Source organism: Bacteroides graminisolvens, assembly GCF_963666085.1.
GTDB lineage: Bacteria > Bacteroidota > Bacteroidia > Bacteroidales > Bacteroidaceae > Bacteroides > Bacteroides graminisolvens.
In genome coordinates, this window is record NZ_OY762556.1 from 868,719 (window position 1) to 884,313 (window position 15,595).

The window sequence follows — 15,595 nt, forward strand, 5'->3', positions numbered from 1 at the left end:
TTTACTCCTTTTTGGATGCTCTCTCGCGATTCTTCAAACTCAAATCTTGCAAGGCTTTTCCCAATTGATCCTCCTTAGCAAGCCAAAGAATATCATCATCTAATTGCAATGCGTAAAGCACACGAAGATAAATTCCAATAGCAACGGTAGACGCACCTTTCTCAATACGCCCTACTGTTAGCGGTGAGCATGTAGCCCGTTCGGCAATTTGCGCCACACTGAGGTTACGTCGTAAACGAGCCAGCTTAATTTGCTCACCTACAATCTGCATCTTTTGTTCCAATTTTCGAGGGAGCTTGCTCCCCATTGTACTCTTCACCATACGCTTAACATATCATATAATATACAAATATAGCTATTAATATTTATTTTATGATATATTGATTCTACTTTAAATACTTTTTGCCACTTTAAATATTGTCTCAAATCCCTCGGACCATTTCTTTTGAGATAGTACATCCTGAAAATTTAAATCGTGATTGTGCTTCTTAAAGATATATACATTCAGGTTCGTCTTATTGCATACATCAAATCTTGATTTTAAATCGGATACACTCTCTACAGGAACATTCGCATCTTCTTCTCCGTGAAATACATAGATAGGGATCTGAATCCTTAAAAGTCGGGTTTTATTGGGCTCCAGTTCAAAGTGAGACTTAAACCAATGGGGAGTAATGTTAAAGTAGCTCGTTTTTATCCATTGATAATTATTGTTCTGAACACATTTCATGAGGTAATCGTGAAAAGGTTCTCTCATCTTTTGAATATCTTTTATATCAATAAAACCATCTGCTACAACGTCTAAAGAATTAAAAGGCATGTTTTGGAATAGATGGCCTCTTTGTTGAGCCAACTGTTCACCCGACGCTTCGTATTCTTCTTTGCTTATTCGTTTATCGCTATCTTTATCGAAAATGGAATTCACCATGATCATCACTCCATGACCCTGATTCTGCCATTTTATAATGTCAAACATATTATCATGGGCATAGCCATGCAATAATAGAGCGTCGGCTCTCACCTTTTTTCTTTCCGCTACAAGAGGTGCAATAATGGTCCCTTCACTTATTCCGTAGAGTATTATTTTGCAATTCTTAAACCTTCGGTCTTTCACCAGAGAGCTAATCATGACTTCTATGTCTTCTGCCTCTTGTAAGGGGGAATATTTTGCATATTTCACGGAATCAACGTCAACAAACAAAGGAGGTGTTTCACTATTTGTGCACCCTCGGCGATTATAAGTAAAGAAAGCCAGCCCTTGTTCACAAAATCCATTAGCCAACTCGTCATAGTAGTTGAAGGTAGTTCTTTTGGTCAGATAGGTACTTGGTCCGGTTCCGGGAACACAGAAAACAATCGTTTTCACGTCATTGTCGGGCAGACAAAGGCGAGCGGTAATCGCCTCTCCGTCTTTTAATTTAATATTCTTTATTTCAGGTGTAAATGGAAAAGCATTGATGCTCATAAAGCTTGCGGCAAGAAGAAAAAGTCGTTGTTTCATGGTTTGTTGTTTTTATAGTTTATAGTCAGATATATTTTATCAAAATAAATCAAGGCTAAACATTTTCCTAAAACATCAATGCGTTTCATTGCAATATATTACGACTGTTTAATACGCTTTTATTCATCGTGTTAAAGTAAAAACAAAGAAACGAAAAAAAAGCGGAACTCCAAGCAAGGAGCTCAACCAAATTTGATATTTACAAAATAGGTGCTATCAGTTAGAAGTAATAGAAAATAATTTGACTAATTCAGCCCTTTCACCCCATTAATCAGCCAAATCTTGTCAAGAGCAACTTTATGTATTATTAACTAAAGAGAAGTGTCGCATGAGTCACCAGGAAGAACCAGGCAAAACATAACCAACTTTTTGAAAAACATAACGGCCGATTTGAAAAAGATAACGAGCAATTTGAAAAGAGAAACCGTCTTTTGGGTCATGAGAAACCGTCTCTTGGCCGTGAGACGGTTTCTTGCGGACCTTTTGCTACCGTGCAAATGGTAATAAGCAACCGTCTGAGTGGAAAAATGAACGGCACATAACGAAAAAAGGCAGGAGTTTGAGCTCCTGCCTTTGCGCCTATATTAATTTGAATGTACTATAGGATTATGACAACAAAGATAATATATTATCTTGTCAAAGTCAAGTATCCGACTAATTATTTCGGTGTTTTCATGAAAATAAAACCGAAAAATAGTCTACAACTCGGTTGTTTTTGACGAATACTACTCAATATAAACCGCAGTGCCGCTTGCTGTTACCATCAGCATGCTGCCGCTGCCACCAACTGTTTCATAATCAAGGTCAACACCAATAACTGCATTGGCTCCCATACGTGCTGCCTGATCCTGCATTTCACGCAGAGCCGTTTCTTTGGCCTCACGAAGAACTTCCTCATAAGAGCCCGAGCGACCGCCTACAATGTCACGAATACTGGCAAATAAGTCACGAAATACATTGGCACCGATAATGGTTTCGCCCGAAACAATGCCGTAATAGTTGGTTATTCGTTTTCCTTCGATAGTGGGTGTGGTAGTAATTAACATCTTCTTTTCGTTTTATAGTTTATAACTTATTAGACGCTTGTGATACTCCAAAAGTTGCAATGATTAGAACATTTTCCTCACTCTGTCGACACCTGCCACCAGTGCATCAATCTCTTCTTTGGTGTTATACATGGCGAATGATGCGCGAACGGTTCCCTCAATGCCCAGCCGCCTCATCAACGGTTCGGCACAATGGTGCCCCGTACGCACGGCAATGCCCAAACGATCGAGCAGGGTGCCCATGTCAAACGGATGAATGTTGCCCACCAAGAAAGAAATAACACTGCTTTTGTGGGCAGCTTCGCCCAGAAAGCGCATGCCTTCAATCTCACCAAGTCGTTGCATGGCATAAATGGTCAGCTCGTGTTCGTGCGCCGCGATTTGCTCCAAACCGATAGCCGAAACGTAATCGAGCGCCTTCGCCAATCCGGTGGTGCCAATGTAATCGGGCGTTCCGGCTTCGAACTTAAAAGGCAGTTCATTGAATGTGGTTTTTTCAAAACTCACACTTTGAATCATCTCACCTCCTCCCTGATAGGGGGGCAGTTTATCGAGCCACTCTTCTTTTCCATAAAGAACGCCTACGCCGGTAGGTCCGTACACTTTATGACCGGAGAATGCGAAGAAATCAACGTCAAGGTCTTGCACATCAACTTGCATGTGGGGAATAGATTGCGCGCCGTCAACCAGCACAGGAACTCCATGTGCATGTGCCGTTGCAATCATCTCCTTCACGGGATTGATGGTGCCCAACACATTAGAGATATGGGCGATGCTGACTATACGGGTGCGATCTGAAAAAAGCTTTTCATATTCGTCGAGCAACAGTTCGCCCCGATCGTTCATCGGAACAACTTTAATACTGATGCCTTTACGCGCAGCCAATAGTTGCCAGGGAACAATGTTGCTGTGGTGTTCCATGGTCGAAATAATGACCTCATCGCCTTCTTTCATAAATTCTTCTCCGAAAGAGAAGGCCAGCAAGTTAATTGCTTCGGTAGTGCCGCGGGTAAAGATGACTTCGGCAGAAGTACGGGCGTTAATAAACCGGCGTACGGTTTCGCGCGAGCCTTCATGTAGTTCGGTAGCCTGTTGCGACAAGAAGTGCACGCCTCGGTGAACATTAGCGTTCACCGAGTAGTATTCGTCCACAATAGCATCTACTACACAGCGGGGCTTCTGCGTTGTGGCACCGTTATCAAAGTAGATGAGCGGTTTGCCGTACACCTCTCTGGATAGTATCGGGAAATCTGCTCTTATTTTTGTTATATCCATCGTAATTAAGAGATTATTTGCAGATGGCACATCCTTGGCATTTATTCAATTCCCCACGGAATCTCTTTTCTACCAATAGGTGCAATCTGTCTTTGAGTGCATCTAAACGCACGGTATCAATTACTTCGTTGACGAAGGCAAACATCAGCAACAAACGGGCTTCCTTTTCGGCTATACCGCGGGCACGCATGTAGAACAAAGCGTTCTCGTCGAGCTGTCCCACCGTTGCTCCGTGACTGCATCGCACGTCATCGGCATAAATCTCCAGCTGAGGCTGCGTGTACATGCGCGCATTGCGGGTAACACAAAGATTACGGTTGGTTTGATACGAATTGGTGCGTTGGGCATCGGGACGAACCAGTATGGTTCCTGCAAATGCGCCTACGGCACTGTCATCGAGTACATATTTAAAGAGTTCATTGCTGGTACAGTCGGGCACTGCGTGGTCAATAAATGTGTTGTTGTCAACGTGCTGACTCTTGTCGGCTATGGCCATGCCGCACACATTGGTGTCGGCTCCTCTTCCCGAAAGGGTAACGCGGGTTGTGTTGCGCGTTGTTCCGTTATGCAATGTCATGTTATTCAGAAGAAGACGGCTGTCGGCCTCCTGATTAACAAACATATTGCTTACACGCACCGTGTTGTTATGAGTTTCTTCAAGCTCATACAAATCAAGCTGTGCATTCTTGCCTACGTATATCTCTGCAACCTGTGTTACCAGGAAGTGAACGGGATCCATTGCATGATCACAAACCAGCAGACGCGCTTGTGCATTGTCTTCAAGAATGATCAGCAAACGGCGGTTCATCATGAAGTTAACATCGCTACGTAATATGTTCACCAATTGAATGGTCTTATCAACAACTACATTCTTGGGCACGTAAAGCACTACACCGTCTTGCACAAAAGTAGTATTGAAAGCAATAGTGCCATCGGTGGCGTTATCGGCCAGCTTCGCATAATATTTTTCAATAACCTCAGGGTGCTCGGCCGCAAAGTCATTCAAGCTGCTGAACACGACTCCTTCGGGAAGATTTGATTTGGGTAGTTCTTTTTTATAGAATGAATCGTTCACCACAAAGAAGAGTGAAGTACTCATATTGGGTACATCGCACTTAAACACTTCGTACGGGTTTACGGGTATATCCAAACGATTCAGATTCAACCCGTAATCCATTGCAAAGCTCTTGCTTAGGTCTGTATACTTATACTGCTCTAGCTTTTTAGTAGGAAACCCTAAGCTCTTAAAATGGCTAAAGGCCTCATCCCGAAAAGCGTTAAGCGCCTCTGCACTGTGCTTGCAAATCATAGATTTGCACTGAGTGTAAAGGTCTATATATTGTTGTTCTACGCTCATAACTATTCTCCTAATTCCTTCTTAATCCAGTCGTAACCTTTCTCCTCTAGTTCCAAAGCAAGCTCGGGGCCGGCAGTCTTAACAATGCGTCCGTTATAAAGCACGTGCACTACATCCGGTTTGATGTAATCAAGCAAGCGTTGGTAGTGGGTAATAACGATGCAGCTGTTTTCAGGGCTTTTCAGTTTGTTCACGCCTTCGGCTACAATGCGAAGAGCATCAATGTCTAAGCCTGAATCGGTTTCATCGAGAATGCTCAACTTAGGTTCAAGCATGGCCATCTGAAATATCTCGTTACGTTTCTTTTCGCCCCCGCTGAAACCTTCGTTTACACTTCGGTTTGCCAACTTGCTGTCGAGTTCAACGACGGCACGTTTTTCACGCATCACCTTCAGGAACTCACTTGCCGATAACGGAGGAAGTTCTTTGTATTTTCTCTGCTCGTTAACCGCTGCACGCATGAAGTTAACCATGCTCACACCGGGAATCTCAACCGGATATTGGAAAGATAGGAAAATACCTTCGTGACTGCGGTCTTCGGGACTCAATTCCAACAGGTCTTTTCCGCTAAATTCTACGCTTCCTTTAGTAACCTCAAACATGGGGTTACCAACCAATACACTGCTTAACGTGCTTTTTCCGGAACCGTTTGGTCCCATGATAGCATGAATCTCACCGGGTTTCACCGAAAGGTTGATACCCTTTAATATCTCTTTGCCATTGATAGAGGCATGCAAATCTTTTATTTCTAACATTTTATCTGATACTATTAACTATTAACAAGACTATATTAACCTACACTTCCCTCTAACGAGATGGAAAGTAATTTCTGCGCTTCAACGGCAAATTCCATTGGTAGCTTGTTGAGCACCTCTTTGGCATAACCGTTCACGATAAGTCCTACGGCATCTTCCGTATTGATTCCTCGCTGATTGCAATAGAATATCTGATCTTCGCTAATTTTGCTGGTAGTTGCTTCGTGTTCAACCACAGCAGTTTCGTTGCGGATATCCATGTAAGGGAATGTGTGTGCCCCGCATTTATCGCCCAGCAACAAAGAGTCGCACTGGCTATAGTTACGGGCGTTCTCAGCTTTCTCGGCTACACGAACCAATCCACGGTATGAGTTCTCGCTTCTGCCTGCCGATATTCCTTTGCTCACAATGGTGCTGCGGGTATTACGCCCCAGATGAATCATCTTCGTTCCGGTATCGGCCTGCTGGTAGTTGTTTGTTACTGCCACGCTATAAAACTCTGCGGTAGAGTTGTCGCCTGTTAGTATGCACGATGGATATTTCCATGTAATAGCGCTACCCGTTTCTACCTGTGTCCACGAAAGTTTACTGCCTGCTCCTTTGCAATTGCCGCGTTTGGTAACGAAGTTATAAACACCGCCTTTGCCTTCGGCATCGCCCGGATACCAGTTTTGTACCGTACTGTATTTCACTTCCGCACGATCATGCACGATAATTTCCACTATAGCTGCGTGCAATTGGTTCTCATCACGCATGGGAGCCGTACAACCTTCCAGATAGGAAACATACGAATCATCGTCGGCAACGATAAGTGTTCGTTCAAATTGGCCGGTATTGGCAGCATTGATACGGAAATAGGTAGAAAGTTCCATGGGACAGCGCACTCCTTTGGGGATGTACACAAAGGATCCGTCAGAGAAAACGGCTGAATTCAACGCTGCAAAGTAATTATCGCGATAGCCCACCACAGATCCCAAGTACTTCTTTATCAGGTCGGGGTGTTCACGAACAGCTTCACTAAAGGAACAGAAAATAATTCCTTTTTCCATCAACGTATCTTTGAAGGTAGTCTTAACAGACACGGAGTCCATTACCGCATCTACGGCAATGCCGCTCAGCGCCATCTGTTCCTCCAAAGGTATACCTAGCTTATTAAATGTTTTAATTAATTCAGGATCAACTTCTTCCATACTCTTCGGACCTTCTTTCTTCTTGGTCGGGTCAGCATAATAAGAAATGGACTGATAGTCTATTTCCGGAATTCTAAGATGAGGCCAGGTAGGCATTTCCATTGTTAACCAATGACGATAGGCTTTTAGCCTAAACTCTAGTAACCATTCAGGCTCACCCTTTTTGAAGGAGATTAAACGAATTGTATCCTCGTTCAACCCTTTCTCAATAACGTCAGTATGGACTTCTGTTGTAAATCCATACTTATATTTCTCTTGGGTGAGTTCCTTTACATATTTGTTAGGTTCTTCCTGTTGCATAATTCTATTTGAAAATATATTGTTGCGAAACTTGTTTGGCTACAGGGAAAAACACCCCTGCAACATTCCTTATGGGATAATATAACACTGATTCAGCCTTCTTTGTTTGACTGATGAGGTGATTACTCGTGTCTATGAACTCAAGTATGCTGATAAGCAACATAAGCAGAATGAGATTTTTAAGCAGTCCGAGCGCTGCTCCCAGCGACTTATTTACCCAACCAAGCAGAATCACATCCATCGTCTTGGTCAGAAACATACCTACCATACCAAATAACACAGGCACCACAATCCAGATAGCCATAAAAGATATTATCTGGGCGAGCGTCATTGACTCGGTCAATGTTGGGCATAATCTTTCTGCAAGTGATGCATAAAGCATCTTGGCAGCAATAAGCCCTACTATAAATCCGGCTATGGCAGCTAATTGGTTGATAAAGCCTTTCATAAATCCCTGATAAGCACCTATCCCCAACACAATGAGTATAAACCAATCTATCAATTTCATATCATATAACAAAAAATGTGCCAACATGCCTATTGAAGTGAGCCGATTCAACGAATCGGCTAATAAGCATATTGGCACATTAGCACATTTGTGCTTTTGTATTTATAAAGTCTGCTTCACTTCTACTTCTTCGTATGTTTCGATTACATCGCCTACTTTTAAGTCGTTGAAGTTTACGAGACTAATACCACACTCGTAGTTAAATGCTACTTCCTTCACATCGTCTTTGAAACGTTTCAAAGCATTGATTGAACCCGAGAAGATAACAATACCGTCACGTACAAGGCGAGCCTTGTCTGAACGTTTCACTTTACCTTCCTTAACCATAGCTCCGGCAACTGTACCCACCTTGGTTATGTGGAACACTTCGCGAACTTCGATAGAAGCAGTAACAACTTCTTTCACTTCCGGCGTAAGCATTCCTTCCATTGCTGCTTTCACTTCTTCTATTGCATCGTAGATGATTGAGTACATGCGGATATCAACACCTTCTTGCTCAGCATATTTGCGAGCCGACGCCGAAGGACGTACCTGGAAGCCGATGATAATAGCATCTGACGCTGCTGCAAGTGTAACATCCGACTCGGAAATTTGTCCAACTGCTTTGTGGATTACGTTCACCTGAATCTGCTCTGTTGAAAGTTTGATCAACGAGTCACTCAACGCCTCAATAGAACCGTCAACGTCACCCTTAACAATTACATTCAACTCTTTAAAGTTACCCAATGCAATACGACGGCCCAACTCATCAAGCGTAAGAATCTTCTGCGTACGCAACCCTTGTTCACGTTGCAACTGTTCGCGCTTATTGGCAATATCGCGCGCTTCCTGCTCTGTTTCAATAACATGGAATGTATCACCGGCAGTTGGCGCACCGTTCAAGCCCAATATCAATACAGGCTCTGATGGTCCGGCTTCTTTAATTCGCTGATTACGTTCGTTGAACATAGCCTTAACACGTCCAAAATGAGTACCGGCCAAAACAATATCACCCATCTTAAGTGTACCGTTCGATACCAATACAGTTGCCACGTAACCACGTCCTTTGTCAAGGGTAGATTCAATAATAGAACCTGTAGCGCGACGAACCGGATTAGCTTTTAGTTCAAGCATCTCAGCCTCGAGCAATACCTTTTCCATAAGTTCCTTGATACCCAGTCCCTGTTTAGCAGAAACGTCTTGCGACTGGTATTTACCTCCCCACTCTTCTACAAGATAGTTCATATTGGCTAGTTCTTCCTTTATTCTATCTGGATTAGCAGTTGGCTTATCAACTTTATTGATAGCAAATACAATAGGAACACCAGCAGCCATTGCGTGGTTGATTGCTTCCTTCGTTTGAGGCATCACGTTATCGTCTGCCGCTACAATGATGATAGCAATATCAGTTACCTTAGCACCACGAGCACGCATGGCGGTAAACGCTTCGTGACCCGGAGTATCGAGGAACGTTATCTTACGTCCATCTTCCAGCGTTACGTTGTAAGCACCAATATGCTGAGTAATACCACCCGCTTCACCTGCAATAACATTTGCTTTGCGAATATAGTCAAGCAACGAAGTTTTACCGTGGTCAACGTGTCCCATCACAGTTACGATTGGGGCGCGAGGTCTTAAATCTTCAGGAGCATCTTCTTCTTCCACAATAGCTTGGGCTAGCTCTGCACTAACATACTCCGTCTTGTAACCGAATTCCTCAGCAACCAGATTAATGGTTTCAGCATCTAAGCGTTGATTGATTGATACCATCATACCGATACTCATACAAGTACCAATAACCTGATTTACAGAAACATCCATCATGCTTGCCAATTCATTGGCCGTAACAAACTCGGTCAATTTCAAGACTCTGCTTTCTGCCATTTCCTGGTCTTCCAGTTCTTGTTGTCTGCTGAAAGCACTGTCTCTTTTTTCCTTGCGGTATTTAGAGGTTTTATTCTTTCCTTTGCTGGTAAGACGAGCCAACGTTTCTTTTACCTGTTTTGCTACATCTTCCTCGCTTACTTCTTGTTTTATAACAGGTTTTTTGAAGCGGTCTTTACCACGGTTTTTATTGTTTACACCGCCACCACCTTGTTGTGGTTGAGCACCTTGTCCCTGACGTGGAGCATTACTACTGCCACCTTTACCTTTTTCACTATTAGGAATAGGACGAGCAAAATTCGATGCAACATTGTTGATATCAACTTTTTCTTTGTTGATACGATTGCGCTTCTTTTTGTTGGCAGCCGATTCCGCAGTCTCTTTAGGCACTGGTTTATTGACCTTAATATCGTCTTTTCTGATTTCCTTGATGATGGCTTCCTTCATCAATTTCTTCTGATCCTGACGAACCTTATCTTTTTCTTCGCGTTCACGACGTCTTTCGTCTTTTGACTTTTTCTTCGGACGTGTATTCTGGTTCAACGCAGCCAAGTCAATCTGACCAATAACATTGATTTTTGAGACAAACTCAGTTGGTCTGATTTTAAACACATCTTCTTCATTTGAGGCAGCCTGTTCCGTCTGAGAAACTACTTCTTTCTGGTCTTCCACCTTCTTAGTAGGCAATACTTCTTCCACTTTATTTACTTCTTGAGGGGTTTCTTTTGCAATCTCAGGTTCAGCAACAGGCACTTCAGCAACAGGATCGGGTATAATAACAACGGGCTCTTGTTTCAGAACCGGTTCTTCCATCACAACCGTCTCTACTATTTGTACTTTTTCTACAACTGCCTCTTTCGGTTCTACTTTCTGTTCGGCAACAGGTTCTGCAGTTTTTACCTCAACCTTCTTCTCAACTACCACTTCGGGCGTTTTATCTGCTTTTTTATTTAAATTATCCAAATCAATCTTGCCGACGGGTTTAAACTTTGGACGTGCCTCTTCGGGAACAACCGTTTTAATCATGTTGTCCGTCTTAGGCTTCTCGGGTTCAGCTTTATCATAACCCTCTATCGCAACAGAACCTTTGTTGCGGTCTTTAGTCTGTCGCTCTTGAATAAAGCGTTCAGACTCTAGTCTGAGGTTTTTATCTGTGCTGAATTCTTTCACGAGTATAGCATATTGTTCCTCTGTAATTTTAGCATTAGGACTTGCTTCAATGGCATGCCCTTTTTTCTGCAAGAACTCAACAACTGTCGTGATTCCCACATTCAAATCTCTTGTTACTTTGTTTAACCTTATCGTCATAGTTCAAAATAAAATGAATAATAAAGCGTGAAGTGATATAAAAACTACAAACCGTCTTTATCCCTCTTCAAACTCCGATTTCAAAATACGCAACACCTCGTCCACTGTCTCTTCTTCCAAATCCGTTTTTTCAATCAACATCTCACGAGGAGCACTTAGTACTGCTTTTGCCGTATCAATTCCAATGCTCTTAATTGCATTGATTACCCATCCGTCTATTTCATCACTGAATTCATCCAGATAGATATCTTCGTCCTGTGCGGTTTCATCTAATTCACGGAATACATCAATAGTGTACTCGGTTAACATACTGGCCAGTTTGATATTCAAACCGCCTTTTCCAATAGCCAGCGACACTTCTTCCGGTTTCAGGAAGACCTCAGCCCTGCGTTCTTCTTCATTCAGTTTGATTGAAGAGATCTTTGCCGGACTTAAAGAGCGCTGAATAAACAATGAAACATTAGAAGTATAATTGATAACATCAATGTTCTCATTTCTCAATTCACGTACAATACCATGGATACGACTACCTTTCACACCCACACAAGCGCCAACCGGGTCAATTCTGTCATCATAAGACTCAACCGCTATCTTAGCACGCTCGCCCGGAATACGGGCTATCTTCTTTATGGTAATCAATCCATCATTAATTTCAGGTACTTCCATTTCAAACAAACGTTGAAGGAATATTGGAGACGTACGTGAAAGAATAATTTTAGGATTGTTGTTTTTATTATCAACACGCGCAACAACAGCACGTGCCGTTTCCCCCTTACGATAGAAATCGCTGGGTATTTGCTCTGTTTTAGGAAGTAGTAATTCATTGCCTTCGTCATCAAGCAACAGAATTTCTTTCTTCCATATTTGATAAACCTCTGCATTTACAATAGTACCCACTTGGTCAATGTACTTGTTGTAAAGACTATCTTTTTCAAGTTCCAGAATCTTTGAGGCTAATGTCTGGCGAAGATTTAGGATAGCGCGACGACCAAATTTCGCAAAAATGACCTCATCCGTAACCTCTTCTCCCACTTCATAAGAAGCATCTATTTTTCTCGCTTCGGAAATAGATATCTGCATATTGGGGTTTGTTAAATCTTCATCAGCTACTACCTCACGGTTACGCCATATTTCAAAGTCTCCTTTATCAGGATTTACAATTACGTCATAATTCTCGTCGGTGCCAAACATTTTCGAAATAACACTACGGAAAGACTCTTCCAGTACGCTTACCATAGTTGTTCTATCGATATTTTTCAGCTCTTTAAATTCCGAAAATGTATCAATCAAACTGATTGTTTCCTCTTTCTTGGCCATAATTATTTAAAACTAATTAAGTATTTAGTGTATTTTATCTGATCATAGGCGAAAGCTTCATCCTCTTCTTCCACTTTCGGACGTTTGCTTCCCTCAACCTTTTTCTTCTTTTGTACGCTAACAACAAACTTATCTTCGTCAGCATCCTTAAGAACCCCAATAAGTTTTCGCCCTTCTTTGGTAAGAACCTCAACATCACACCCGATGTGAATACGGTACTGTTGCAAAACCTTAAAAGGTTGACCGATACCTGCTGAACCAACTTCTAGTTCATAGTCTTCTTCCTCTCGATTAAGCTTAGATTCAATGAACCTGCTTAAATCAACACAATCTTCTATCCAGACACCTTCTGCGTGGTCAATTTCTACCACAATCTTGTCATCCGGACTAACCGTCACCTCTACCAAAAAGTAGTCTTTTCCTTCAAGCCACTCTTCAACAATCTGACATACAGTTCTTTTTTCTATCATGGAATAATTATATGAGAACAAAAAAAGGAGCCTAATCGCCCCTCCACCTTTCATCCGTTTCGAGCGCAAAGATACAAATAATCCGTTCGATTACAAAATATTAGCAAAAAAAAGTAAGATACAACAAACAAGCCACTCATTTAATGAAATAGCATCGGAACAAATTCGGTCAGATAGATTCGCCAATTTCTCCAGATATGCCCTTCATCTGTTTCATAGTATGTATATTTAAACCCTTTTTCATTAAGCATTTTTCGGTATTCTTCGTTTGCTTTATAAAGAAAATCTGTTTTACCAATTGCAATCCAATAAAGCTTTGGATTCTTATTGAATTGTATCTTCAATTTATTCTCCGTGTTGTCATAAACCGAAGACTTAACCTGCTTATCAGGCATTATTGCTGCCGAGAAAAGCCCTACATAATCAAACATATCAGGATATTGTTTTGAAATATGCAATGAATGAAAACCACCCATCGATAAACCTGCAATGGCTCTACCTGACTTACGTTTTACAGTCCGGTAAGTAGCATCGATAAAATTAACGACATCAGGGAAACTTTCTTCCATTGATCCATCCATCGTTTTAGGTAATTGCATGGTAGGCACAATATAACCCAAAGAAGACTCACCAGGAGCTGCTTCTTGAGACACGTTACCATTCGTCATAACAACGATCATGGGCTTAGCTTTACCCGCTGCAATGAGATTGTCAAGTATCTGACTAGCTCTACCTAATGCCAGCCAAGCTTCTTCATCACCTCCCATACCGTGAAGCAAATAGAATACCGGATATCTCTTATTGCTTTCTTCATAACCTGCCGGGGTATAAACAGCCAACCGTCTATTCATTTTCAGGAAAGGACTCCAATACCAACGGCGTGACACGGTTCCATGGTTTACAGAATTAACTTTATACAAATCAGCTCTTGCGCCTCCTACAATAAACACATTGAAAACTGTAGCAACATCACGAATCAAATATACATTAGCTGGATCTGTAGTTTTCAATCCATCAACAATAAATGAATAATTGTAAAGTTCTGGCAATAAGGGAAGTGGAGTGGTATATTCCCAAACACCTTCTTTTCCTTCTTTCAAATCTGCTATCCCCGGAACATCATACTTTCCATATGCTGATTCGGAATGCTGCATAGGTAGAAAATCTCCGGTAATCTGTACTCTGACAGCTTTAGGAGCTCTCATGCGAAAGGTTACAGTATTATCAGAGTGAATTTCAGGAGAAACAATCGGTTTATCTCCCCACAAAGTCTGCTGAGCATGAGCATCAACAAAAACAAAAAACAACAAGGTTAACAAAAGTCTTTTTATCATCTGCTTTCATATTTAATCATTATCCACAAAAATAGTTATTTCGCACAAATTACTAAATCAATTAACAGAGAATTATTATCTTTACCTCAAAATAGAAATAATAAAGTATCGTTTCATGACCAAACATCTTAATACCAACAAACAATTTATGGTAGGCAATGGCATTTTAGCATTTGCCGTTATCATCGTAGTTGTAATCTTTGTGTACATGAGCATGAAGTTACAACAAGACAAAAAAAACGAGCGTACATTCATGGAGACGTACACATTCGTATTGGTTAAGGGGTTTGCCGGCGACTCTCTTTCTCTGTTTGTAAACGATAGTCTAATCATTAACAAGCAAGTTAAAGAAGAACCTATCACAATTGGAACGGCACGTTTTGCAGACCAAAGTGCACTAATGATTGTTAACAACGCAACAGAAAGTGTTTCGACATTCGACCTGAGTGAAAAAGGAGGTACTTACCGTTTTGAAAAAGATGTTGATGGCATTAAATTGCTACCTCAATAACAATGTATTTGAGCTAAATATCCGTTTTGTACTTTCGTAGTTCTTCACGTAATTCGTGCGCCTGCCCGCTAGTTACACTGTTAAGTATCGACCAAAACTTTTCGCCATGGTTCATTTCACGAGTATGACAAAGCTCATGTAATAACACATAATCTATCAGATGTTGAGGCAAAAGGACTAAAAAATAAGAAAGATTTATCCCTCGTTTGGCCGAACAACTACCCCACCTTCCTTTGCTGGAGTTGATTTTAACACTTTCATAGGTAAAACCATATTTTTGGGCTAACATATAAAGTCTTGGTGGCAGAATGATTTTTGCATTGCGACGAAGAGCTTCCTCAATTACTTTTCGAAGCCAAGTTTGTAATTTATCATCTTGAAAATCAGCGTTAGAAGGACATATTATTTTCATCTGACCTAATTCTGAATGTGCCAGAAACCGATCACGATTTCCGTGTATTAACGACAGCTTAAAAAAGGGCGTATCTAGATTATAACTCAAATCAATACGAGTACGCACTAACTTATTTTTTGCCACTATTAGCTTAGGACGCAACTGTTCAATGGCAGCTGCTACTTCTTTTGTTGAAGTATGGGGAGGTACGGATATAACAATTTCATTATTCTTCGTACGAAAAATAAGACGCCTGGCCCGCGCATTTACATGAACAACTAGACGTCCCAACTCTTTATCTTCAATAACTTTATCCAATGATAATTCTTTTATGTACGGGTATCCGTTAATCGTTAATATAAATTTCGGTTTTTAAAACCAAGTTCCCTATATGGGAAGACCGTCGATCAAATATCAGCATCTTTATGCTTTTAACAAAAAACATAGCATACAAAATAAATTCTTT

At 41.4% G+C, this 15,595-nt stretch carries 14 protein-coding genes; 1 reads left to right on the forward strand and 13 read right to left on the reverse strand.

Translation table 11 applies throughout. From position 1 onward, the window contains the following. Position 1 precedes the first annotated feature (1 nt). From ACKPCE_RS03500 to ACKPCE_RS03555, 12 genes are all read right to left on the reverse strand, one after another. Positions 2-322 carry a helix-turn-helix domain-containing protein gene (locus tag ACKPCE_RS03500; protein WP_308764627.1) on the reverse strand — a complete coding sequence of 107 codons (321 nt, stop codon included), beginning with the start codon at positions 320-322 and terminating at the stop codon, positions 2-4. Between the two features lie 69 nt (positions 323-391). Beyond that, the gene (locus ACKPCE_RS03505; protein ID WP_319504212.1) at positions 392-1,501 is read right to left on the reverse strand and encodes a hypothetical protein; all 1,110 of its coding nucleotides are present in this window, start codon (positions 1,499-1,501) and stop codon (positions 392-394) included. Between the two features lie 725 nt (positions 1,502-2,226). Next, positions 2,227-2,547: a heavy metal-binding domain-containing protein gene (locus ACKPCE_RS03510; RefSeq protein WP_024995402.1), complete on the reverse strand. Its 321-nt coding sequence runs from the start codon at positions 2,545-2,547 to the stop codon at positions 2,227-2,229. A gap of 63 nt (positions 2,548-2,610) precedes the next feature. Then, entirely contained in the window at positions 2,611-3,822 is a 1,212-nt protein-coding gene (locus tag ACKPCE_RS03515; protein ID WP_319504213.1) for an aminotransferase class V-fold PLP-dependent enzyme, read from the reverse strand. A 13-nt stretch (positions 3,823-3,835) separates the two neighbouring features. Further along, positions 3,836-5,179 (reverse strand): Fe-S cluster assembly protein SufD, encoded by a 1,344-nt coding sequence (gene sufD / locus ACKPCE_RS03520; protein WP_319504214.1) that lies wholly within the window; start codon positions 5,177-5,179, stop codon positions 3,836-3,838. Positions 5,180-5,181: 2 nt separating this feature from the next. Continuing rightward, on the reverse strand, positions 5,182-5,934 hold the full coding sequence (sufC, locus tag ACKPCE_RS03525) for a Fe-S cluster assembly ATPase SufC (RefSeq protein ID WP_276966327.1): 753 nt from the start codon (positions 5,932-5,934) through the stop codon (positions 5,182-5,184). Positions 5,935-5,969: 35 nt separating this feature from the next. Beyond that, on the reverse strand, positions 5,970-7,424 hold the full coding sequence (sufB, locus tag ACKPCE_RS03530; RefSeq protein ID WP_276991216.1) for a Fe-S cluster assembly protein SufB: 1,455 nt from the start codon (positions 7,422-7,424) through the stop codon (positions 5,970-5,972). Between the two features lie 4 nt (positions 7,425-7,428). After that, positions 7,429-7,932, reverse strand: coding sequence for a CvpA family protein (locus ACKPCE_RS03535; RefSeq protein ID WP_276991218.1), 504 nt, complete (start codon positions 7,930-7,932; stop codon positions 7,429-7,431). Between the two features lie 102 nt (positions 7,933-8,034). After that, complete coding sequence (infB, locus tag ACKPCE_RS03540) at positions 8,035-11,103, reverse strand: translation initiation factor IF-2 (RefSeq protein ID WP_319504215.1); 3,069 nt, start codon at positions 11,101-11,103, stop codon at positions 8,035-8,037. 57 nt (positions 11,104-11,160) lie between these two features. Continuing rightward, positions 11,161-12,420, reverse strand: coding sequence for a transcription termination factor NusA (gene nusA / locus ACKPCE_RS03545; protein WP_024995407.1), 1,260 nt, complete (start codon positions 12,418-12,420; stop codon positions 11,161-11,163). Between the two features lie 2 nt (positions 12,421-12,422). Beyond that, the gene (gene rimP / locus ACKPCE_RS03550; protein ID WP_024995408.1) at positions 12,423-12,890 is read right to left on the reverse strand and encodes a ribosome assembly cofactor RimP; all 468 of its coding nucleotides are present in this window, start codon (positions 12,888-12,890) and stop codon (positions 12,423-12,425) included. Between the two features lie 140 nt (positions 12,891-13,030). Beyond that, the gene (locus ACKPCE_RS03555; RefSeq protein ID WP_407654946.1) at positions 13,031-14,224 is read right to left on the reverse strand and encodes an esterase; all 1,194 of its coding nucleotides are present in this window, start codon (positions 14,222-14,224) and stop codon (positions 13,031-13,033) included. Positions 14,225-14,339: 115 nt separating this feature from the next. Between ACKPCE_RS03555 and ACKPCE_RS03560 the strand changes: the two genes are divergently transcribed. Further along, positions 14,340-14,735 carry a hypothetical protein gene (locus ACKPCE_RS03560; protein ID WP_024995410.1) on the forward strand — a complete coding sequence of 132 codons (396 nt, stop codon included), beginning with the start codon at positions 14,340-14,342 and terminating at the stop codon, positions 14,733-14,735. Between the two features lie 13 nt (positions 14,736-14,748). Here ACKPCE_RS03560 and ACKPCE_RS03565 read toward each other — a convergent pair whose 3' ends face one another. Beyond that, entirely contained in the window at positions 14,749-15,447 is a 699-nt protein-coding gene (locus ACKPCE_RS03565) for a YgjP family zinc-dependent metalloprotease (protein WP_024995411.1), read from the reverse strand. Positions 15,448-15,595: the final 148 nt, after the last annotated feature.

What these genes read in the sequence shown, in the direction of transcription:
- ACKPCE_RS03500 (WP_308764627.1), bottom strand. Translation starts at nt 322, where the DNA reads ATGGTGAAGAGTACAATGGGGAGCAAGCTCCCTCGAAAATTGGAACAA.
- ACKPCE_RS03505 (WP_319504212.1), bottom strand. Translation starts at nt 1,501, where the DNA reads ATGAAACAACGACTTTTTCTTCTTGCCGCAAGCTTTATGAGCATCAAT.
- ACKPCE_RS03510 (WP_024995402.1), bottom strand. Translation starts at nt 2,547, where the DNA reads ATGTTAATTACTACCACACCCACTATCGAAGGAAAACGAATAACCAAC.
- ACKPCE_RS03515 (WP_319504213.1), bottom strand. Translation starts at nt 3,822, where the DNA reads ATGGATATAACAAAAATAAGAGCAGATTTCCCGATACTATCCAGAGAG.
- sufD (WP_319504214.1), bottom strand. Translation starts at nt 5,179, where the DNA reads ATGAGCGTAGAACAACAATATATAGACCTTTACACTCAGTGCAAATCT.
- sufC (WP_276966327.1), bottom strand. Translation starts at nt 5,934, where the DNA reads ATGTTAGAAATAAAAGATTTGCATGCCTCTATCAATGGCAAAGAGATA.
- sufB (WP_276991216.1), bottom strand. Translation starts at nt 7,424, where the DNA reads ATGCAACAGGAAGAACCTAACAAATATGTAAAGGAACTCACCCAAGAG.
- ACKPCE_RS03535 (WP_276991218.1), bottom strand. Translation starts at nt 7,932, where the DNA reads ATGAAATTGATAGATTGGTTTATACTCATTGTGTTGGGGATAGGTGCT.
- infB (WP_319504215.1), bottom strand. Translation starts at nt 11,103, where the DNA reads ATGACGATAAGGTTAAACAAAGTAACAAGAGATTTGAATGTGGGAATC.
- nusA (WP_024995407.1), bottom strand. Translation starts at nt 12,420, where the DNA reads ATGGCCAAGAAAGAGGAAACAATCAGTTTGATTGATACATTTTCGGAA.
- rimP (WP_024995408.1), bottom strand. Translation starts at nt 12,890, where the DNA reads ATGATAGAAAAAAGAACTGTATGTCAGATTGTTGAAGAGTGGCTTGAA.
- ACKPCE_RS03555 (WP_407654946.1), bottom strand. Translation starts at nt 14,224, where the DNA reads ATGATAAAAAGACTTTTGTTAACCTTGTTGTTTTTTGTTTTTGTTGAT.
- ACKPCE_RS03560 (WP_024995410.1), top strand. Translation starts at nt 14,340, where the DNA reads ATGACCAAACATCTTAATACCAACAAACAATTTATGGTAGGCAATGGC.